At 36.2% G+C, this 19,874-nt stretch carries 21 protein-coding genes; 10 read left to right on the forward strand and 11 right to left on the reverse strand.

Annotation, left to right across the window (positions count from 1 at the left end; translation table 11 throughout):
• The first annotated feature begins 2 nt into the window (after nt 1-2).
• On the forward strand, nt 3-3,191 hold the full coding sequence (locus ACLI50_RS02220; protein WP_110010947.1) for an efflux RND transporter permease subunit: 3,189 nt from the start codon (nt 3-5) through the stop codon (nt 3,189-3,191).
• 313 nt (nt 3,192-3,504) lie between these two features.
• Here the strand turns inward: ACLI50_RS02220 and ACLI50_RS02225 are convergent, their stop codons facing one another.
• The 8 genes from ACLI50_RS02225 to ACLI50_RS02260 all read right to left on the reverse strand — a co-directional run bounded on the left by ACLI50_RS02225 (nt 3,505) and on the right by ACLI50_RS02260 (nt 9,778).
• Nucleotides 3,505-3,951 carry a KTSC domain-containing protein gene (locus ACLI50_RS02225; protein ID WP_047429652.1) on the reverse strand — a complete coding sequence of 149 codons (447 nt, stop codon included), beginning with the start codon at nt 3,949-3,951 and terminating at the stop codon, nt 3,505-3,507.
• A gap of 148 nt (nt 3,952-4,099) precedes the next feature.
• Nucleotides 4,100-4,996: a retropepsin-like aspartic protease gene (locus tag ACLI50_RS02230; RefSeq protein WP_411413058.1), complete on the reverse strand. Its 897-nt coding sequence runs from the start codon at nt 4,994-4,996 to the stop codon at nt 4,100-4,102.
• Between the two features lie 186 nt (nt 4,997-5,182).
• The gene (locus ACLI50_RS02235) at nt 5,183-5,947 is read right to left on the reverse strand and encodes a hypothetical protein (RefSeq protein WP_411413059.1); all 765 of its coding nucleotides are present in this window, start codon (nt 5,945-5,947) and stop codon (nt 5,183-5,185) included.
• A gap of 548 nt (nt 5,948-6,495) precedes the next feature.
• A complete protein-coding gene (locus ACLI50_RS02240) occupies nt 6,496-7,188 on the reverse strand; it encodes a DUF2306 domain-containing protein (RefSeq protein WP_411413060.1) in 693 nt (230 codons plus the stop codon).
• 95 nt (nt 7,189-7,283) lie between these two features.
• Complete coding sequence (nudK, locus tag ACLI50_RS02245; RefSeq protein WP_411413061.1) at nt 7,284-7,865, reverse strand: GDP-mannose pyrophosphatase NudK; 582 nt, start codon at nt 7,863-7,865, stop codon at nt 7,284-7,286.
• A 38-nt stretch (nt 7,866-7,903) separates the two neighbouring features.
• Nucleotides 7,904-8,809, reverse strand: a complete 906-nt coding sequence (locus ACLI50_RS02250; RefSeq protein WP_411413062.1) for a TIGR01777 family oxidoreductase — start codon at nt 8,807-8,809, stop codon at nt 7,904-7,906.
• A 25-nt stretch (nt 8,810-8,834) separates the two neighbouring features.
• Entirely contained in the window at nt 8,835-9,179 is a 345-nt protein-coding gene (locus ACLI50_RS02255) for a hypothetical protein (RefSeq protein WP_110010942.1), read from the reverse strand.
• Nucleotides 9,180-9,184: 5 nt separating this feature from the next.
• The gene (locus tag ACLI50_RS02260) at nt 9,185-9,778 is read right to left on the reverse strand and encodes an HPP family protein (RefSeq protein WP_411413063.1); all 594 of its coding nucleotides are present in this window, start codon (nt 9,776-9,778) and stop codon (nt 9,185-9,187) included.
• A 461-nt stretch (nt 9,779-10,239) separates the two neighbouring features.
• Between ACLI50_RS02260 and ACLI50_RS02265 the strand changes: the two genes are divergently transcribed.
• Together ACLI50_RS02265 and ACLI50_RS02270 are read left to right on the forward strand one after the other, a co-directional pair.
• The gene (locus ACLI50_RS02265) at nt 10,240-11,031 is read left to right on the forward strand and encodes a phage tail-like protein (protein ID WP_343640551.1); all 792 of its coding nucleotides are present in this window, start codon (nt 10,240-10,242) and stop codon (nt 11,029-11,031) included.
• Between the two features lie 115 nt (nt 11,032-11,146).
• Nucleotides 11,147-12,172 carry a methyltransferase gene (locus ACLI50_RS02270; RefSeq protein WP_411413064.1) on the forward strand — a complete coding sequence of 342 codons (1,026 nt, stop codon included), beginning with the start codon at nt 11,147-11,149 and terminating at the stop codon, nt 12,170-12,172.
• A 196-nt stretch (nt 12,173-12,368) separates the two neighbouring features.
• Here the strand turns inward: ACLI50_RS02270 and ACLI50_RS02275 are convergent, their stop codons facing one another.
• Complete coding sequence (locus ACLI50_RS02275) at nt 12,369-12,731, reverse strand: helix-turn-helix domain-containing protein (protein WP_227943749.1); 363 nt, start codon at nt 12,729-12,731, stop codon at nt 12,369-12,371.
• A gap of 348 nt (nt 12,732-13,079) precedes the next feature.
• On the opposite strand from ACLI50_RS02275, the gene ACLI50_RS02280 reads away from it, so the two are divergent.
• From ACLI50_RS02280 to ACLI50_RS02310, 7 genes are all read left to right on the forward strand, one after another.
• On the forward strand, nt 13,080-13,412 hold the full coding sequence (locus ACLI50_RS02280) for a single-stranded DNA-binding protein (RefSeq protein ID WP_395973807.1): 333 nt from the start codon (nt 13,080-13,082) through the stop codon (nt 13,410-13,412).
• A gap of 14 nt (nt 13,413-13,426) precedes the next feature.
• The gene (locus ACLI50_RS02285) at nt 13,427-13,882 is read left to right on the forward strand and encodes an HRDC domain-containing protein (RefSeq protein WP_228436683.1); all 456 of its coding nucleotides are present in this window, start codon (nt 13,427-13,429) and stop codon (nt 13,880-13,882) included.
• A gap of 122 nt (nt 13,883-14,004) precedes the next feature.
• Nucleotides 14,005-15,375, forward strand: coding sequence for a histidine--tRNA ligase (gene hisS / locus ACLI50_RS02290; RefSeq protein WP_411413065.1), 1,371 nt, complete (start codon nt 14,005-14,007; stop codon nt 15,373-15,375).
• Between the two features lie 101 nt (nt 15,376-15,476).
• Complete coding sequence (locus ACLI50_RS02295; RefSeq protein ID WP_216444479.1) at nt 15,477-16,325, forward strand: PH domain-containing protein; 849 nt, start codon at nt 15,477-15,479, stop codon at nt 16,323-16,325.
• A gap of 17 nt (nt 16,326-16,342) precedes the next feature.
• On the forward strand, nt 16,343-16,990 hold the full coding sequence (locus ACLI50_RS02300) for a GNAT family N-acetyltransferase (RefSeq protein ID WP_202840751.1): 648 nt from the start codon (nt 16,343-16,345) through the stop codon (nt 16,988-16,990).
• A gap of 52 nt (nt 16,991-17,042) precedes the next feature.
• Complete coding sequence (locus tag ACLI50_RS02305; RefSeq protein WP_202840749.1) at nt 17,043-17,579, forward strand: PH domain-containing protein; 537 nt, start codon at nt 17,043-17,045, stop codon at nt 17,577-17,579.
• A gap of 60 nt (nt 17,580-17,639) precedes the next feature.
• On the forward strand, nt 17,640-18,431 hold the full coding sequence (locus ACLI50_RS02310; RefSeq protein WP_202840747.1) for a class I SAM-dependent methyltransferase: 792 nt from the start codon (nt 17,640-17,642) through the stop codon (nt 18,429-18,431).
• Between the two features lie 93 nt (nt 18,432-18,524).
• Here the strand turns inward: ACLI50_RS02310 and ACLI50_RS02315 are convergent, their stop codons facing one another.
• The gene (locus tag ACLI50_RS02315; protein ID WP_110010931.1) at nt 18,525-18,761 is read right to left on the reverse strand and encodes a YtxH domain-containing protein; all 237 of its coding nucleotides are present in this window, start codon (nt 18,759-18,761) and stop codon (nt 18,525-18,527) included.
• Between the two features lie 99 nt (nt 18,762-18,860).
• On the reverse strand, nt 18,861-19,703 hold the full coding sequence (locus ACLI50_RS02320) for an isoaspartyl peptidase/L-asparaginase (protein WP_411413066.1): 843 nt from the start codon (nt 19,701-19,703) through the stop codon (nt 18,861-18,863).
• Nucleotides 19,704-19,874: the final 171 nt, after the last annotated feature.

Consider the following 19,874-nt stretch of genomic DNA (forward strand, 5'->3'; position numbering starts at 1 on the left):
CTATGAAGTTAGCAGAAATATCGATCAAAAGACCCTCGCTGGTAATTGTATTGTTTACAATTCTCACGTTGGGAGGTATCCTGAGTTATACACTCATGGGATACGAATTGATTCCAAAGTTTGAAACCAACATGGTAACCATTTCTACGGTCTATCCTGGAGCTTCGCCTGCAGAGGTGGAAACCTCCGTGACCCGAAAGATTGAAGATGCCGTAGGTTCTTTGGAAAACGTTAAAAAAGTAGAATCTTCTTCATACGAAAGCTTATCCGTAATCATGGTTCAGCTGAACGATGGAGCCGATGTAGATTACGCTTTGAATGATGCACAGAGAAAGGTAAATGCGATTCTGGCAGACCTTCCGGAAGATGTAAAAGCACCGTCTCTGAATAAATTCTCCTTAGATGATTTACCGATTATCACGATGAGTATTTCATCGGATAAACTGAACAGTAAGGACCTTTATGACTTATTGGATAAAAAGATTGAACCTATTTTCTCCCGTGTAAATGGGGTAGCTCAGGTGGACCTTGTAGGTGGACAGGAAAGAGAAATTCAGGTAAATCTTGATGAGAAAAAATTACAGGGGTACGGACTTTCAATCGGAGACGTGCAACAGGCCATTCTTTCATCAAACTTAGATTTCCCTACAGGAAGTTTGAAAACGAGAACTACAAAATCTACGATCAGACTTTCAGGAAAGTATAAATCTACAGAGGAAATGAACAACCTTGTTGTTTCCAATAAAAATGGAGCTCAGGTACGTTTATCTGATATTGCAACCGTTTTCGACTCTCAGAAAGATGTTGAAAAAGTAGCGAGATTCAATCAGTTTCCTACGATTTTGATGCAGGTTAAGAAACAATCTGATGCCAATGCGGTAGCAGTATCTGAAAGTGTTCAAAAGACCATTAAAACAGTAGAAGAAGCCTATAAAGTTCAGGGAGTAAAAGTGAAAATCGTAAACGATACAACAGAATTTACTCTTGAATCTGCCAACCACGTTATTTTCGACTTATTCTTAGCGATTATCCTCGTGGCAATTGTAATGTTACTATTCCTTCACAGTATCAGAAACGCATTCATCGTAATGGTTTCTATCCCGGCTTCATTGGTGGCAGCGTTCATCGGAATGAACCTGATGGGATATACTTTGAACTTAATGAGTTTACTTGGACTTTCACTTGTGGTAGGGATCCTGGTGGATGACGCGATTGTAGTACTGGAAAACATTTACCGTCACATGGAGATGGGTAAAAGTAAGATCAGAGCAGCGTATGACGGAGCTTCAGAGATCGGATTTACCGTTGCTGCGATTACCTTGGTAATTGTGGTGGTATTCTTACCGATCGCGATGAGTTCAGGTCTTGTAGCCAACATCCTTGCCCAGTTCTGCGTCACGGTAGTTATTGCCACCTTGTTATCATTATTGGCTTCATTTACCATTATTCCTTGGTTATCATCAAGATTCGGTAAACTGGAACATTTAACAGGGAAAAACTGGTTCGAGAAATTCATTCTTTGGTTTGAAGGATTAATAGACAAGTTTACACACTGGATCACAGGAATCCTTGAATGGTGTCTGAAAACGACGTTAAGAAGAATTTCAACAGTGGTAATCACATTCATTGTTTTAATCAGTTCATTCATGCTGGTAGCATTCGGGTTTATCGGAGGAGAGTTCTTCCCACCAATCGACCGTGGCCAGTTCCTGGTACAAATGGAATTGTCAAAAGATGCAACCGTTGAGAAGACAAACCAGTTAACGTTAGAAGTTGAGAAATTCTTAAGAAATGATAAAGATGTTGTAGATCTTATCACAACAGTCGGACAACAGTCTACTGGTTTTGGTGGTGCTCAGGCAACTACTTACCAATCTGAGGTTCAGGTGAACTTAACTGATAAGTCTGAACGTTCTGAAAGTACCAACATCAAAGCTGCAAAAATAAAAAGACAGCTGGAAGAGAAATTCACAGGAGTTGAGTTTAAAACGGCTCCAATCGGTATCATGGGTGCGGAAAATGCTCCTATTGAAATGGTAGTAACAGGACCGGATAACGCTACAGCAGTGAAAGAAGCAACAAGAATCCTTGAGCTATTGAAAAAAGTTCCTGGAGCAGTAGACGCCGAATTATCAACCGATACAGGTAGCCCTGAAGTTCAGGTAAGTATCGACAGAGATAAAATGGCAGCTTTAGGCCTGAATCTTTCAAGTGTAGGACAGACGATGCAGACCGCATTCAACGGAAATACAGACGGAAAATTCAGAGCGGGAGAATATGAATATGATATTAATATCCGTTTCGGTGATGTGAACAGACAATCTATTGATGACGTTAAAAACCTTATGTTTACAAACCCTCAGGGGCAGCAGGTTCGTTTAAGTCAGTTTGCTAATGTGGAAATGGGTTCAGGACCGAGTTTGCTTGAACGTAGAGATAAATCTCCTTCTGTAAAAGTAAGAGCGAAAGCTGTTGGTAGACCGGTAGGGGACGTAGCGAATGAATGGGCAAACCAGTTCATGAACAGCGATAAAAAGCCTGTAGGTGTAGATTACATCTGGAGTGGAGATATGGAGAACCAGCAGGAAGGTTTCGGTACATTGGGAATTGCATTATTGGCAGCTATCGTATTGGTATACCTGGTGATGGTTTCACTATATGACAGTTTTGTATATCCTTTCGTGGTATTGTTCTCAATCCCGTTGGCGATGATCGGGGTAATGGTTATCCTTGCCTTAACAGCCAACTCGCTGAACATTTTCACCATGTTGGGTATGATTATGTTGATTGGTCTGGTAGCGAAGAATGCGATCCTTATCGTTGACTTTACGAATGCAAGAAAAGCAGCTGGTGCCAATACTCACGATGCCTTGGTACAGGCGAACCACGCACGTCTTCGTCCGATCCTGATGACCACCATTGCGATGATCTTCGGTATGTTACCGATCGCATTGGCAACAGGGGCCGGAGCAGAGATGAACAAAGGTCTTGCATGGGTAGTAATCGGTGGTCTGACATCGTCACTATTCCTTACCCTGATCATTGTACCGGTAGTATATTCATTATTTGACTCTCTTTTAAGAAGAATGGGACAACATAAGAAAGTAGACTACGAAGCTGAAATGAAAGCAGATTACGTACACAGAGAATTGAATGAAGACGGATTTACTCCGAAGCATTTAGACAAATAAATTAAACCTTTAATTAACCGAAAGCGCCTCAGATTTCCTGAGGCGCTTTTTGTTGGTAAATAATATTCAGGATTTGGGCTATATAGGTTTTGGCTCCTAAAGCCGTTGGATTATTTTTATTATTGTAAATGGGCTAAAGCCCATTTCTATTGATGATTATTGTGCATTAAGAAAATATTCAATAGGAGTGGGCTTTAGCCCGCTTAAATTTATAACAGCCAATATTGGCTTTAGCTAAAACATAACATCCGGTTTTGGCAACAAAAAAGCTCCCAGTAAAACTGGAAGCTCTTCTATATTGTTGTAGAAAAAATTAATCTGCCATAGCCTCTCCGGATTTTCTGTAAACGAAGTTTCCGTAGATATGTCTTCTTGCAAAACGGCTTGGTGAATCAGCATTGATCATTTTGATATAGGTATTTCTTGGAACCCCCATATATTCATACATATTTCCGTTTAAGTGTTGAACCGTTAAAATTGATTTCTCCAGATAGAAATCCTGAATATTAGATTTTGTAATGGTTTCAGTATATTCTTCTTTATATTTTTCCTGTGTTTCAGGATTAATACTTACCAAAAAGTGGTAGGCTTCAATCACAGACTTGCTTTTTTCTTCTGCTTCCTGTTTTCCTGCTTCATCATTAATGAATTTGTCAGGATGGGTATCTTTCATCACATTTCTGTAAATCGTCTTTAATTCTCTTAAAGTAACGTTTTTATCAACTCCAAGAAGTGTTCTGTGTTCACCAATTTTTTTCATATCTCTAATCCTTATTTTCGGGGTGCAAAATTACGGATTTAAATCTGATAAACCATAACTTATTCATTATTAATTTATTTGAATGTTTTTTTGTGTTGAATTTATAGTATGTAGAGGAAGGTAGAGTGTGTAAAACTAACTTTTACAGCTAATTAAACTCTGAGTACAAATTTTTATTCAGTTTAAAATAAATAAATCCATTCTTGAAATCAATCACTGTATTGAACCTTTTTAAAAACTGATTACCAAAAAATCCCGCCATTTTTTCTGTAGAATCAATTCCTTCAGTAGAACCGGAAAGGGTAACCGGGAGATTATAAAGATACTTCTGAGCGAATTGAACAGCTGGGCAAAGAACAACAGGCATTTCATATACAGATCCATCGGAGCCTTGTGCTGTGGTTTTACCTATTGTTTTCATGGCTGTTACCAGAACATTCTTATTTGCAAAAGGAGAAGCAATCGTAAGTACATCATCCGCTCCGCTGTCGAGCCCAAAGAATCCTGAGTATTCTTTGTCATTGACCATGATAATGCTTTCTACAGCAGGGTAGTTGTCGATCATATGAAGTTTTACCTTTTCATATCCTGTTAAATCCATAAGCAGATCATCTTCGTCATAAAACCGGATTTCATTTCTATGATAATCTATTTCAATGAGTTTGCCCTTCATCAGATCCGTTCCGAAAACCCCGTCAAAATGAACAGATTCATAAGGAATAAGCGTAAATCGTATTTCTTTTTTCTCAATATTCCCAAACTGTATTGTGTTGTGGCTGCTGTAATCTACAGTATTTACTCCGTTGGAACCTCTGTTCTCAGACTTTCCGTCAATTTTCAGCGGAATCTTTTTCTTAGAATTACTATTAATGACAGAGCCATCTGCACCGGTATCAAAAAGGAACTTAATACTGTCCGTTTTATTGACTTTACAATATACATACACAGAATTTTTTTCCAGAAAAAACGGAAGAACAGAGATAGGTTTTTGAGCTGATGCTGCTATGCAAAGTAGCAACGTCAGGAAAGCAACAATGTATTTCATGGAATAGTTTTAGAAGTACGAAAATAGAGGTAACGAGACCTTTCTCAAAGAAATCATAAGCCATTAACCCACTTTTAACCATTCCTTAACCGTTCTGTGAAACTTTACCAATAAAAAAACAACACTCAATCTGAGTGTTGCTATTCTATTTTTTTAGGATTAAATCTTTCAAACTATTTAATAAGCCTACGGCTGATCACAAGTTCTCTTCAGCTTGGTGAAAATCTTATCAAAATCTTTGTAAGAACTCTCTTCATTATCACGCTTTTGTCTGAAACTGCTGTTGGCACAGTTATGAAAACCTAAACCAATCATATCGATTAAAGCATAATCTTCTTTTTGAGGATCATTCATTTTGGCCTCAAATCTTGCCATTACACCTTTTGGGTCAGCATTATTTTTGCTTTTAAGTTCAGTATACGCTCGCCATGCGGCAAACATCTTTTCTCTGTCGGGAGAGGAGATGGCGTCAATCTGTTCTCTACAGGTATTGTAATATTTACTGTTTCTCAATGTGGTAGGATCAGAATAGGCAAGGATTTCTTCTTTATTAAGCTGGTATTCATTTTCAAAAGAATCAATTGTTTCTTCCATTAATTTTTTCCATTTCGGAAGATCAATTACTTTAAGGCTGTACAATTCTTTTTTCTTTTCTTCATACTGTTTTTCCAGTTCCTGTAAATACGTTTCTCTGTTTTTACGGATTTCTTCAAGCTGGGCAATTTTAAAAACAGGCTGGGTATCAAATACAACCCCATTGAACTGATACAAAAGTTTATTGACACCGTCTATTTCTTCCTTTTTATATTTAGCCGGGTCAAAATACCCTTTATTGTCACAGTTAAAGGTCTGATAGCTGTAAGGGGTCAGACTGTTTGCTTTTGCAGGAGTTTTTTGCCCCCAAATAGTAATGGATAAGGCCAAAGCAAGCCCGATCATCATTTTTTTCATGTACATAACCTGTTGAAAGAATCCGAATTTTCTGAATTTCAGTGCAAAATTAAAGCTTTAAATTCAAAATATAAAGGATTAAATAGATTTTCTCAATTGATTTTGCAAATTTTATATGGATTTTATACTTGCGTTTTTGTATTTTCAGAATTCAGGTGTTTTAAATTCTGAAAAATAGACGGTTATAAACTGATACAGAGGTGTTTTTGTTAATGATAATTGCTTACTCCAATAAGACTGTAATCCGGTTACGAAAATAAAAAGGATTAGATTTTTCCTACAGATCCGTTTATAATTTTAACCTTGCTGGAATTATGAATTTTGTCTCAAATAAAGTTAGTTGGGATCAGTTCTCCAGTTTGGTTGTTTTTCTAAATTTAAAATAATAGATTTACATCAATTAACACAAAACCATGATCTATTATTTTTTTCTTCTTTTTATTATCGCTGTTTTTGGAGGCATTTCTTACCTCATCATGCGTTTTTTCGGTAAATGGACCAGGCAAAGCAAATATGAACTTATTTTTAACACCTTCATATTTATTGCTTCATTTTTTCTGGTGTCGTTTCTCAGTCTGTATATTTTCTTTTCTACCCTTGATTTCTCCCGTTAACCAGGAGTTTTTTCTAAGAATTAAATAAGCAAGGAAAAGGTTGATAAAAAGGGCAGCCCATACATTCAGACCATAAAAAAGCCCGTAGTCATGATAAGCTTCGTTATAAAACAGATTTTTGACAATTCTGAAAGTAATAGCTGTGGTAGTAATGGCATAGCTCAAAATCATATACATTCTGTGCCTGTTCACATTTCCTTTTTTGATAGAAAATACGGCAGCAAAAGTGAAATAAGCCCAAAGTACGTCCTGTACCAGAAATCCTGTAATTCCAATAATTCCGCCATTTGAAAAAAGTCCCAGTACAAAACACGCGGGAACATTGATGATCAGAATATTGTACACATATATTTTCCCGATAAGCTTGTGAAGGTTTCTGTTTTCCGCTAAAAACCGGTTCGAAAACTGTGTCAGACCAGCGAGCAGACAAAGTGTTATTGAAAAAATATGAATGTAGAAAAAAGCCATCCAGTACGGATTATCAACTACCTGTTGTTTGAAAGCCAGAAATCCGGTGTTTTTATCCAAAGAAGTATATTGGGAAATCACTTTCAGCATCAGGATACTGAAAAGAAGGACTAAAAATAAAGCACTAACTTTAATTATCTGTATTCCCAAAGACTTCATATCGTATAAACTACCGGAGTTAAGTTATTGCTTTTATTCAAATAGGCGGTTTTCTGTATCAATCATCATTAATCAATCATCACTCATATTCTATTTTACAAGATTCCTTTGATCCTCAGATGCTGCAAAAGCATAATGGTTTTTGCATCTTTGATTTCTCCTGTGTCAATCATTTTCAGACTTTCTTCAAAAGATAATTCAAGAACTTCTATATTTTCACCTTCTTCTTCCAGTCCGCCTCCATTATTGATTTTCATTTCATGAGAATATTCTGCAATGAAGAAATAAAGAATTTCCGTCACAGATCCGGGCGACATATAGGCTTCAAAAACCTTTTCAACCTTGGAAATTTTATATCCGGTTTCTTCTTCTGTTTCTCTTTTGATACAGTCTTCCGGATTATCGTTATCCAGAAGTCCGGCACAGGCTTCAATGAGCATGCCTGTAGAATTTCCGTTGATATAAGTCGGTAATCTGAATTGTCTGGTGAGAATGACTGTGTTGGAGACTTTATTATAAAGAAGAATGACAGCTCCGTTTCCGCGGTCATACGCTTCCCTGCTCTGGGTTTCTGTAGTTCCGTCTTTTTTTAAAACAGAGTAGGTGACTTTGTTTAAAGTATACCAGTTGTCTGAAAGGATTTCCGTGTTTAATAAGGTTATATTCGGGTTTTTCATTGGAATATTGTTGTGTTATAATAAATGTTTTCTTGAAATTACTTTTTTAATAAATCCCTTAAAGCTTTCTCCAGATCAGGAAATTTGAAATGGAAACCTGCATCCTGAAGTTTCTTTGAAGAAGCTCTGGAACCTTCCAGAATAGCATTTGCCAGTTCTCCGAATAGCAGTTTCAGAACAAATCCGGGAATATTGGGCATCAATAAAGGTCTTCCAAGTACTTTGGCAATTTTTTTTGTCAGATCTTTATTGGTGGCATGTTGCGGAGAAACAGCATTATAAGCACCATCCATTGTTGGATTTTTTAATGCAAATTCATAAATAGAACAGATATCCTCAATATGAATCCATGGCATATATTGTTGGCCGCTTCCCAGTGGAGAACCGATATAGTACTGAATAGGAGGGGTCATTTTCTTTAAAGCTCCATCTTTTTCAGAAAGAACTACGGCAGTTCTTATTTTGACAACCCTTTCTGCCAGATCCTGTTCCTTGAAATCGTCAGCAGCTCTTTCCCATAAAACTACCACTTCACTTAGAAAATCATTACCCGGAGGATTGTTTTCTGTGTAAATCTTTTCTGAGGTTTTTGTACCGTAAAAATTAATTCCTGAAGCTGAAATAAAAGACTTTAGCTTAATCCTGTTTTTTCTTAAAGTGGTTCGAAGTAATTCTGCGGAATCTACACGGCTGGAAATCAATTCTCTTTTCCTTTCCGGGGTCCACCGCTTTTCTGAAATATTAGCACCTGCCAGGTGAATGATGTGTGAAACATTGTCAAAGGCTGTTTCATCTATACTTCCTTTTTTGATGTCCCATTCATACTCATCATCATGTTTTTTTTTCCGGGTCAGAAATCTGATCTCGTATTTGCTCCCTATTTTTTTTGCCAGTTCTTTAGCGATCATGCCGCTGGCGCCGGTGATCAGGACAACTTCTTTCATAATTCTATATTTGTGGTGGGTGGGTTTATGCCTGATTTTTTACAATCAGTACAAAATCATCTTCCAGAAGTTTATAACCGTAATCATAAATGAACTTGTATTCAGAACCATTTTTATAAACTTTCAGATTGGTAAAATAATCGAAATCAAAACCCAAGCCATCCAGTCTGGATCTGGGGACTTTTGTTTTACCATCGGTATTGATTTCCATCAGAATACGGTAGTTTTTACGGAGTTTGTTATTAACATTCCGCATCAGATTGTTAGAATCTTTATTCTGCTTATTATTATAGGCGTTCCGGCAGGCATCGTTGCAGAATTTTTTATCAGACCTTCCGATGATTTTCTCGCCGCATTCCAGACAATTCATAATCTTTATTTTAAGTGATGGTGGTGTCTTTTTTTCAACAGCTTTTTGAACATGCTGTGAGCAGGATAACTTCTGTTGGGTGTAATATTATTAAAAAACAGAGCAACAATCAAAAGAATAATGCATCCGGATAGAACAGGGGAGAGAACATACCAATATCCCAATTCAGGAATTTTTCCTGTAGAACTTACCGCGATCAGCGCTGTAGCGCCACCTGGTGGATGTAATGTTTTCGTATACTGCATCAATACAATGGAAAATGCTACTGCCAAAGGTGCCGAAAGCCAGATGATATCCGGAACAAGCTGGTATACCGTAACCCCTACCAATGCCGACAGTACATGTCCGCCTATAAGATTCCGGGGTTGGGCCAAAGGACTCTGGATAGCACCATAAATAAGGACACTGGATGCTCCAAAAGAACCGATCAGGAATATATTCTCAGTTTCTGCCAGTGAATGGGACTGAATAAATGCAATAATGCCGATTCCAAAAAATGCACCTAAAAATGACCAGAAATGCTCTTTATAATCGACAAGCGTTTCCTTATAGATTACGTACTTTGAAACTCTGAATGTTCTTTTTATGCTCTTCTTCATTTACTCTTCGGTATTTTTTTATCTTCCTTTTAGTATGCCTCAATTGAGAGGAAACTCAAAAATATTGATATTCCTTTTCATAAAAGACTTTTCACAAAGATACAGAAATATCCGTTTGTAAATGGATAACTGTCAGATTGCTAATTATTATAGTGAAACGCACTTCTCTGTAGAACGGAGTGAATTTTAATAACTGAAAAACAATGGTTTATATATGATATGTCATTACGTTTGAGAAAAATCTAAATTTATTTAGACTAATTTTTTTTTGAATATAGACATGTGTTTTGTGTAATTCACTGTATTTTGAAAAATTTAGTATTTATCGATATTTAGAATGGATTTTTAATTAATAAATATTTATTGTTATGTATAACAGTCTAGTTTTCAATAAAAAAAATGAATTTTTATTTCACTGTATTGTGTTTTTTTGTAATTTTAATGCATCAAAAAAACAAACCATGAAAAAATCCAATTTATTACTCAGTATTCTGTGTTCTTCACTTATTTTTGGACAGGTAGGGATTAATACTACATCTCCACAAGGAGTTCTGGATGTTACTTCTGCAAATTCTGCAGTCATACTTTCCAGAAATGCCAATCCTCCGGCCAATGTGACAACACCCACAGCAGGAATGATTATCTACGATACCACCAATAAAACCTTGAGGTATTATAATGGAACCCAGTGGAGTACTGTAATTTCTTCAGTAACATTAACAACAGCCAATGAAGGAGTTGTTAAGTTAAATAGCGGGGCAGGAGTGAAACCTTCATTTGCATTCAGAGCTTCCGGAGGAGTTCCCTTAATGACGTATCAAAACATTGTTTATCAAACTCCTATGAATATTGTGACAGATTTTGCATCATCTCCAACAACCACATGGCCGGAAAATATTATCAACCCGGTACCCGGAGATATATATGATCCGGCAACAGGACGGTTTTTGGAAAATCCTATTGCCGGACAGGTTCATATGTGGAGGGTTATTGTAAGTTATGCCAACAAGAATAATGGTTCTGTAGCCTTCGTGACAGTAAACCTTTCCAATCCTGTTCCGCCTTCAACATTCTCCATAGATCAGACCGCTGTTGCTCCCAATGGGGTAACCTCCGGAGATCTTGTTTTTTACCTGGTGAGTGTTGCCGATCCTTTGTCTATAGGCAGCGGATATCTTATTAAAATAAAATCTGATACCGCATTGGATGCTACTATCAGTAGTGTAACAAGAGTTTCTCAGGCAAAAGATTAATCTCATTATTAAAACTTAATTTCAAATTTGACACATGTCAGACAAGAACAAACTAATCAGTTGGTTCTTGTTTTCAGACTCAATATATAATGATATTAATCAATTAAATAATACTATGGAAAAACAACCCATTAAGCCGGAGTTTACTTTTAAAATGTTCGAAATACTAGGTGGTTTATGGCTAACCGGATGTGTAAAAACAGCTGCTGAGCTCAATATTGCAGATTTACTGACCTCTGGTCCTCAAACTATTTCTTTCCTTGCAGAAGAAACACAATCGCATGAAGCCCAACTGTACCGGGTAATGAGAGCGTTGTGTGGTGCAGGAATCTTTGAAGAATTAGAAAACAAAACGTTTGCTTTGAATGATTTCGGAGCTGCCCTGCAAACCGATGTTCCCGGAACAGCAAAAAATTTTGTTCTGACCATTATGAATGAACATTTCCCGTGCTATGGAGAACTAACATATGCCGTTCAGACAGGAAAAGTTCCTTTTGAACACATTCATGGGAAAGATCTTTGGGGATTTTATAAAGAATTTCCTGAAACAGGTGAAAACTTTGGAAAGGGAATGACGGGAATGTCCGGTATGGAGCTGAAAGGAATTATAGAGAACTATGATTTTAAACCTTATAAAAAAATTGTTGATATAGGAGGAGGCAATGGGGTTATGATCCATACTATTCTGAAAAATGCTCCGCAAAGCTCCGGAATTATCTTTGATGAAGCCAATGTAATTGAAAAAACTATCAAAATGATTCCTGAAAATCTTAGTGAAAGGTGTTCTGTAGCTATAGGAAGCTTTTTTAATGAAATTCCGCAGGGTGCGGATTTATATACCATGAAATGGATCCTGCATGACTGGAATGATGATAAATGTGTACAAATTCTTAAAAACTGCTATGATGCAATGCCTAAAGGAGCTAAACTATTAATTATAGACGCAGTTATCCCGGACGATTCTTTAAATAAGCCCCATATCGCCAAACTTCTGGACATTGTTATGCTGGCCTGCCTTACGGGAAAAGAAAGAACTTTAAACGAATTTAAATTGATCATTGAAAAAGCAGGATTACAATTTACTCAGATTATTCACATCGGAACAGATGCAAAAAGCATTATTGAATGTGAAAAAATATAAGTTTCAATTTTATTTTTAGTTGCATGATTAAGTAGGAGGCGCTCAACAATTTTGTTGAGCGCTTTTTTAATTTGTTTACTTGTAAAAAAGAAAAATTAAAAATTTGTGGTTGATATTGTTAAAAAAAACTATCGCTGAAAAAATATAAATTTATTTTTTTAGCGATAGCCCCTATTCGTAATTAATATTTGTATTGTTACTTTTTCAATCTGTTGATTTCTTCTTTCAGCAGACCAATATATTCCTGCATCGTCTTGATGATTTCTATGCTTAATTCATTGCTAATATTTGCTGTAGCATTATTATTACCTACATTGACTCCATTATTATCATTAAAAACAGGATTTTCAATAACAATTTTAGCTTCCTCTTCTTCGTAAATCTCTTCGATAGGAACCTCTAAAAACTGGGCAAGTTTGTTCCATTCTGTCTGTGTTATAGATACAGTACCGCTTTCTTTTCTGCTATAGTTGGAGACGTCGGTAGGGATCACTTCAGCCATTTGCTGTTGAGTGAAACCTTTCATCTTTCTTACTGTACGGAGTTTTTCTTTTTGCATATCAGACATTTTTACAAATTTGCAAAAAAAAATTAAATTAAAAAGAAAAAAAATCCTTGTCATACATCTATTTTTCAATGTTTTTTAAAGAAGAATTTTATTTTAGGATAAGGCTTTCATTGTTTAATTTTTACTTTAAAAGTGAAGATTATTGTTTTTAAGCTTGATAAATATTGTTTTATAAAGAATTCTATTTAGTTTCCTATCCGTTTACAAACGACTACAAACGGATTTAAATAGTTTATAACCGACTGTCTTACCGGAACATCGCAATCTTTGCAACAGAGATTTGAGAAAAACAGTGAACGTCTCTTATCTGAATTTATTAATCTTTAAAATCTAAAAGTTATGTCACTAAGAAACAAAGTAACATTAATTGGTTACACAGGTAAAGAAGTTGAAATGGTAAACTTCGACAATGGAAACGTAAAAGCAAGTGTATCTTTAGCTACCAGCGATCATTACACGAATGCGAAAGGAGAAAAAGTAGAAGAAACACAATGGCACAATCTGATTGCCTTTGGGAAAACAGCAGAAATCTTTGAAAAGTATGTATCGAAAGGAAAAGAAATTGCCATAGAAGGCAAAATCATCTACAGATCCTATGATGATAAAGATGGGGTTAAACGGTATATCACAGAAATTCGGGTAGACGAGATTCTTTTATTAGGAGGTAAATAATTCTAAAAACACAAATGATGAAAGTAAAAGTTTTTAAAATCAGGCTTCCGGAAGAATTTCTCTACAAAGATCAGAAAATGCTGGATGATTTCCTGGACGCCAATGAGATTATGAAAGTAGAAACAGCTTTTGTGAACGAAGAACGTTATTGGTCTGTCATATTGTATTTTGAGGAATTAAAGCCCATAAAAAGTACAGTAAAAGAACCAAAGGCAGTAAAATATTCTGCAGATACTGATCTTTTGAATATCGATGAAGAAAAAATTCTGGATGCTCTGAAATTCTGGAGATCGGAAAAAGCCAGAGAACAGAACCTGCCCACTTACTTCATCGCGAGCAATAAAGAACTGATATCTGTAGCCAAGTATAAGCCTGCTAAGAAAGAAGAATTGCTCGAGATCAAAGGGTTTGGAAAGCATAAGATTGAAAACTATGGTGAAGAGATCCTTGAAATCCTGGAAAGCGTATGATTTTTTTGAATAATTGATAGTATTAAAGGAAAAGCTGAGGGAAGTCCTTCTTCAGCTTTTTATACTATGAAAAATTCCTTTCAATTCCTTACTTTTGCATTTATCAAAATGACATACAACAAATGAAGCCAAGTTTAGCAAAAGGGACGAGAGATTTTACGGCACAGGAAGTTTCCAGAAGAAAATATATCATCAATATTTTACAGAATAATTTTGAATTATTCGGGTTTCAGCCTTTGGAAACACCTAGTTTTGAAAATCTTTCTACTTTGACAGGAAAATACGGAGAAGAAGGTGACCGCTTGATTTTTAAAATTTTAAATTCAAGCATCAACGAAGCGAAAGAAGAGAAAAAAACTCAGATGCTTCATGACTTTCAAAAAGCATTGGAAAAACCATTCAGTGCAGAGAGCCTTACAGATAAAGCTCTTCGTTATGACCTTACCGTACCTTTTGCAAGATTCGTAGCGATGAATCATGGTAAACTGACGTTTCCGTTCAAACGTTATCAGATCCAGCCGGTTTGGAGAGCAGACAGACCTCAGAAAGGAAGATTCAGAGAATTTTATCAGTGTGATGCCGATGTGGTAGGAAGCGAAAGTCTGCTGCAGGAAGTGGAGCTGATTCAGTTGTATCTGAAATCTTTTGCAGATCTGAAAGTTCCTGTAACCATTCATATGAACAACAGGAAGATTTTATCAGGATTGGCAGAATATGCTGGAATTACAGATAAACTGATTGATTTCACTGTTGCTCTTGATAAACTGGATAAAATTGGGAAAGATGGAGTTGTAAAAGAACTGTTGGAAAGAGAAATTTCTCAGGAATCTATTGATAAGCTGGATTTCCTGTTCAGCCAGTCGGATGATGCATTGGAAAATCTTCTTCAGTTAAAAGAAAAATTTGCAGGGAACGAAATCGGACTAAAAGGAGTGGAAGAACTTGAATTTGTTCTTACACAATCTCTGAACCTTGGTGTTGATATTCAAAACCTGGTCTTCAATATTACCTTGGCAAGAGGCCTGGACTATTACACCGGAGCGATCTTCGAAGTGAAAGCAGATGAAGTTGCTATGGGATCCATCGGAGGCGGCGGTAGATATGATAACCTTACTGAAGTTTTTGGAGTGAAAAATATTCCTGGAATTGGAATTTCATTCGGATTAGACAGAATTTATCTGGTAATGGAAGAATTGAACCTTTTCCCTGAAGAAGCATCAGCTAAAATAGAATATCTGTTTGCTAACTTTGGAGGTGAAGAAATCACTGATGCCTTAAAACTGATCATAAAGCTAAGATCCAAAGGAATTTCAGCTGAATTATATCCTGAAAATGCAAAGATCAACAAGCAGTTTACCTATGCAGAAAAGAAAGGTATTAAAAATCTTGTTTTCCTGGGTGAAGAAGAAATTAAAAATAATACCGTTACTTTTAAAGATCTTGAAGCCGGAATACAGAAAACGGTTTCTTTAGAAGAGTTTTTAGGAGAATAATTTCTTAATTATATTAAAAACAGATCAACTGCAAAATTACTTTTGTGGTTGTTTTTTTTTGATGGATGTTGAGAATTTAAATACTTTTGAATAAAAAAGGAATGACTAATAATTGTGCGTTGTGTAATACAGAATTAACATCTATGGATACGCTTCTGGGAGCGAATTCGCTTTCGGATGGTAATGTTTTATGCAACAAATGTTTGAATAAAGTGAGCGATATCAATGATGAGTTGCTTTATAATCTTAATGCATTCAGCATTGACGATATCAATAATATGCTGAATACAGAAGACACTGAAGCAGCTCAGACAGTCATGACGGTGGGAAAGACTCTTCCTGCAGCCATAGATTCCGGTTCTCATCAAATCTCAAAAGAGGTTTATAAGCGAAGACACCAAAAAATAAAGAATGAACTGGAAAGGCTTCATGCTAATCTCTCCGTCTTTACCAAAGGAGAAATCAAGGAACTTCCTTATCTTATCTCTGAAGAAGAACAGATCATTGCGATTACAGATGCTCAGTTTGTCAATACACTGGATGCCGGAGTATTGGTAGCAACGCCCAAAAGGATGATTTCTGTATCAAAAGGAATGTTTGGTGCCGCAAAGATTACTATTTACCCTAATGAAAACATACAGTTGGTAAGCTTTGTAACCCATCCGAGATCTCCGATTATTAAACTGCATCTGGAAGAAAGAATAGTTGAGTTTGAATGCTATATGGATAAGGAAGATGCAGAGAAGTTCTATGATACAATAAAAACCATTTATAATAATTCTAAGGATCAATCTCCAAAACAAATGGGTACAGCAGGAAAAAGTATTGCAGTCTCATCAGACGATATTTTGAATCAGCTTGAAAAACTGGGTAAACTGAGGGAAAACGGAATTTTAACCGATGCCGAATTTGCAGAGCAAAAAAAGAAACTGCTGGAGCAATTACCATAAAAATTTTATACCCAATCATGAAAGATAAAGTATCTGCAAAAATAGTGGAAAGCTGGTTGAAAGGATGGTGCCTTTCAAGAGAAACATCTTTTCCTGTGTCCTATAAATCCGGATTTCATGTTGTTGTAGGAGATGAAAAACAAAAAGAACGTTTTGTGTTTCCTGAGCTTAATGATGATTTTTTTCAGCTTGCCAATTCAATTACCGAGCCCTGGATTTATCTGAAAGCATCTGTTCCCCCTGATCAAATTACAGATCAAATTCCTGAAAGATGGAAACTGCAGCCGCAGGGATATATGATGACCTGTTTTCATCCAATGGAATTTCCGGACACAAGTCTTGCAGAAGGATACCATCTGGAATTTTCTGAGTACAATACAACCTTTGTTATCACGATTGTGGCGGAGAATGGTGAGCAGGCTTCTATAGGACGTATCTCTCTTATAGATGATGTTGCTGTGTATGACAGGATTATTACTGAAAAAAGTCATCAAAGGAAAGGGCTTGCCCGTTTTTTATTGAAAGAACTGGAGAAGATCGCTTTATCCAAAGGTTTTTACAAGAATATTTTAGTGGCAACGGAAGAAGGAAAGCTGTTGTATGAAACCTTAGGCTGGAAGCTATACTGTTTGCATACTTCCATTGTAATACCATCAGAAGACTAATATTTTCATTTAATTACTTATAAAGAGTAATTTAGACCCAAAAATTAACGCTATGAGTGAAAAATCAAGACTTGACGAAATAAAAGAAGAACTTAAAAAACTGGATATCAGCCCTACCATATTTGCCCGGAAAGAAATTCGTGAATTACCGGATATCCTTTCACTGGACGAACGAATTGTCTATCTCGTAGAAGGCAGAAATAAACTGAACAACCATCATATCATCCTGGTAGCCACAGACAGAAGACTGATTTTTGTGGATAAGGAGTTCATGTACGGATTGAAAGTAGAAGACTTTTCTTACAGCAAAATAAGCTCCATACAATATGAAACAGAATTTTTATTAGCTTCCATAGATATTCAGGTAACTGATGACGTGGTAGAAATTGATGGAGTAGGAAAGTACCATGCTGAACTGTTTTGTGAAAAAGTAAGAGATTTCATGTCCCATCCGGAACAACATTTTCAGAGTAAATCCGAACCTAGTATTTTAGATCAGCTGGAACAATTGGGAAGATTAAAGGAATCCGGAGTTCTAAGTGAGGAGGAATTTCTGGATCAAAAGAAGAAATTAATGGAGAAACTGTAATCATTATGTTGAATAATGAAATTACTTGATGGGTGGAACTCCCATTTTTAAACTAAAGCAATGGAAAATTACTTAGAAATTAATAAAAAATCATGGAATGCAAAAGTAGAACCTCATCTGAAATCGGATTTTTACTTTGTAGATGAGTTCTTAAAAGGCAGAACTTCGCTGAACTCCATAGAGCTGGAACTTCTTGGAGATATAAAAGGAAAAAGTATTCTGCATTTGCAGTGCCATTTCGGACAGGATTCTATTTCCCTGTCAAGAATGGGAGCAAAGGTGACCGGCATTGACCTTTCTGACAAAGCGATTGATACCGCCAGAGAACTTGCACAAAAATGCGGTACAGACACAGAATTTATCTGTTCAGATGTATATGAGCTGCCCAATGTTCTGGATCATAAGTTTGACATCGTTTATACAAGTTACGGTACCATTGGCTGGCTTCCTGATCTTGAGAAATGGGCGGAAATTATCAATCATTTTCTGAAGCCGGGAGGGCAGTTTATTATGGCAGAGTTTCATCCTGTTGTCTGGATGTTTGATGACGACTTTACAAAAGTTGCTTATAATTACTTCAATGAAAAACCGATTGTTGAAACCTATGAAGGCACTTATGCAGATCAGTCTGCACCTATTGTACAGGAGTATGTCATGTGGAACCACTCCTTAGCAGAAGTGCTTGACAATTTAATGAAAAAAGGGTTGAAGCTGGAGACTTTTCAGGAATTTGACTGGTCACCTTATCCGTGCTTCAGACATGTAGATGAATTTGAAAAAGGAAAATGGAGAATTCCACAGTTCGGAAATAAAATACCGTTGGTGTTCGCTTTGATTGCAGAGAAAATATAAGATTTATTTTAATCCTAATAAAAAGTCATCGCAATTACTATTACGATGACTTTTTCCTATATATGAATGTTAAAAAAAACTGCTCTGTGTTGGTTAGCTAAGGGAGTCCTCAGCCTTTGTTTTTGCTTCGTCCACTTTATTCTGAACCTGGGAAGCAACATCATTGGCTTTGCTCTTAAGGTCATTTCCCCATTTGTTAAGATTATCTTTAGCTGTATTGATCTTATCTTTTACCGCTTGTTGATCTTCAGGGCTTGAATTCTTATATTTCCAGTAAGCTAATGCACCTAATCCTAGTAAAGCTAATAAGCCTTTTGTCTTGTTTCCCATGATTTCTATTTTTTTAAGTATTAATATTAAAATTTGTTGTTATCAATAATGTAAAATACGTGCCAAAAAAATAAATGGACTTATAAATAAATGTTAAATTTAGGAAAAGACTTCAAGTTTTTTACCATCAAAACTGGCGAAAACCATAGTAGGATACGAATCCTGATGATATATATTTCCTTCTTTATCAATGGCGATGGCGCCTGCAAACCCATCAATGGTTTTAAGCTCCTCAAATGTTTTATCGAAAGCCTGCTGAAGGCTCATTCCATCCGTAACTCTTGTTACAATTTTTGCAGCCGTAGCATTGCTGACAATATCTTCACCAACCCCGGTACAACTTACCGCACAGAAAGCATTGGCATAATTTCCGGCCACTGTGGCAGAATCTGAAATTCTTCCGGGAATCTCGAAGCCTTTACCTCCGGTAGATGTGGCAACAGCCAGTTTTCCTTCATGATCAATTGCAACACAGCCTACAGTTCCTTTTCCTCCATTGGCTAGTTTAGCTTCATATTCTTTTCTTCTCTGGGGAATTTCTGTAGAAAAATTTTCAAAACCATTTTCCGTAGCATAAATTTTGGCACCATTTCCTCCTAATACTCTGTCATCTTCACCTATAAGATCTTTAGCAACAAAAATCGGGTTTTGTACATTCTCAATGTTAATTATGCCGCTTAGCTTCTGGGTATTTCCGTTCATAATGGCAGCACTCATACGAATAACACCATCACTCTGGATTTGAGAACCTGTTCCTGCATTGTATAACGGATCATCTTCCAGCAAGGAAACAGCATAAGCAACCGTATCAAAAGCCGAATGGGTCTTAAGATAATCGAATGCCTTTTGAGCAATTTGTTTTAATGACTCCTGTTTTGCTGTTTTTACTTCATGGCTTTGATCGCTTTCAGAGAAAAAACCGCCGTGGATAATTACTTTCATAAAATTATAGATGATGGTTGATAAATGATTTCTTTTACGAAGTTAATTAATAAAAGATAAAAGATAAAAGATAAAAGATAAAAGATAAAAGATAAAAGATAAAAGATAAAAGATAATGTTTTTAAGCGACTATTATACATCTGGATATCAACATCAATAGAGGTGGGCTAT

It is taken from the genome of Chryseobacterium cupriresistens (genome assembly GCF_046614675.1).
Taxonomy (GTDB): domain Bacteria; phylum Bacteroidota; class Bacteroidia; order Flavobacteriales; family Weeksellaceae; genus Chryseobacterium; species Chryseobacterium cupriresistens.

Coding starts and splice junctions, on each gene's coding strand:
- ACLI50_RS02285 (WP_228436683.1), top strand. CDS start 13,427: ATGATGAAAGTAAAAGTTTTTAAAATCAGGCTTCCGGAAGAATTTCTC.
- ACLI50_RS02220 (WP_110010947.1), top strand. CDS start 3: ATGAAGTTAGCAGAAATATCGATCAAAAGACCCTCGCTGGTAATTGTA.
- ACLI50_RS02315 (WP_110010931.1), bottom strand. CDS start 18,761: ATGGGAAACAAGACAAAAGGCTTATTAGCTTTACTAGGATTAGGTGCA.
- ACLI50_RS02295 (WP_216444479.1), top strand. CDS start 15,477: ATGACTAATAATTGTGCGTTGTGTAATACAGAATTAACATCTATGGAT.
- ACLI50_RS02240 (WP_411413060.1), bottom strand. CDS start 7,188: ATGAAGTCTTTGGGAATACAGATAATTAAAGTTAGTGCTTTATTTTTA.
- ACLI50_RS02230 (WP_411413058.1), bottom strand. CDS start 4,996: ATGAAATACATTGTTGCTTTCCTGACGTTGCTACTTTGCATAGCAGCA.
- ACLI50_RS02255 (WP_110010942.1), bottom strand. CDS start 9,179: ATGAATTGTCTGGAATGCGGCGAGAAAATCATCGGAAGGTCTGATAAA.
- ACLI50_RS02250 (WP_411413062.1), bottom strand. CDS start 8,809: ATGAAAGAAGTTGTCCTGATCACCGGCGCCAGCGGCATGATCGCTAAA.
- ACLI50_RS02305 (WP_202840749.1), top strand. CDS start 17,043: ATGAGTGAAAAATCAAGACTTGACGAAATAAAAGAAGAACTTAAAAAA.
- ACLI50_RS02300 (WP_202840751.1), top strand. CDS start 16,343: ATGAAAGATAAAGTATCTGCAAAAATAGTGGAAAGCTGGTTGAAAGGA.
- ACLI50_RS02235 (WP_411413059.1), bottom strand. CDS start 5,947: ATGAAAAAAATGATGATCGGGCTTGCTTTGGCCTTATCCATTACTATT.
- ACLI50_RS02280 (WP_395973807.1), top strand. CDS start 13,080: ATGTCACTAAGAAACAAAGTAACATTAATTGGTTACACAGGTAAAGAA.
- ACLI50_RS02265 (WP_343640551.1), top strand. CDS start 10,240: ATGAAAAAATCCAATTTATTACTCAGTATTCTGTGTTCTTCACTTATT.
- ACLI50_RS02225 (WP_047429652.1), bottom strand. CDS start 3,951: ATGAAAAAAATTGGTGAACACAGAACACTTCTTGGAGTTGATAAAAAC.
- hisS (WP_411413065.1), top strand. CDS start 14,005: ATGAAGCCAAGTTTAGCAAAAGGGACGAGAGATTTTACGGCACAGGAA.
- ACLI50_RS02275 (WP_227943749.1), bottom strand. CDS start 12,731: ATGCAAAAAGAAAAACTCCGTACAGTAAGAAAGATGAAAGGTTTCACT.
- ACLI50_RS02320 (WP_411413066.1), bottom strand. CDS start 19,703: ATGAAAGTAATTATCCACGGCGGTTTTTTCTCTGAAAGCGATCAAAGC.
- ACLI50_RS02270 (WP_411413064.1), top strand. CDS start 11,147: ATGGAAAAACAACCCATTAAGCCGGAGTTTACTTTTAAAATGTTCGAA.
- ACLI50_RS02310 (WP_202840747.1), top strand. CDS start 17,640: ATGGAAAATTACTTAGAAATTAATAAAAAATCATGGAATGCAAAAGTA.
- nudK (WP_411413061.1), bottom strand. CDS start 7,865: ATGAAAAACCCGAATATAACCTTATTAAACACGGAAATCCTTTCAGAC.
- ACLI50_RS02260 (WP_411413063.1), bottom strand. CDS start 9,778: ATGAAGAAGAGCATAAAAAGAACATTCAGAGTTTCAAAGTACGTAATC.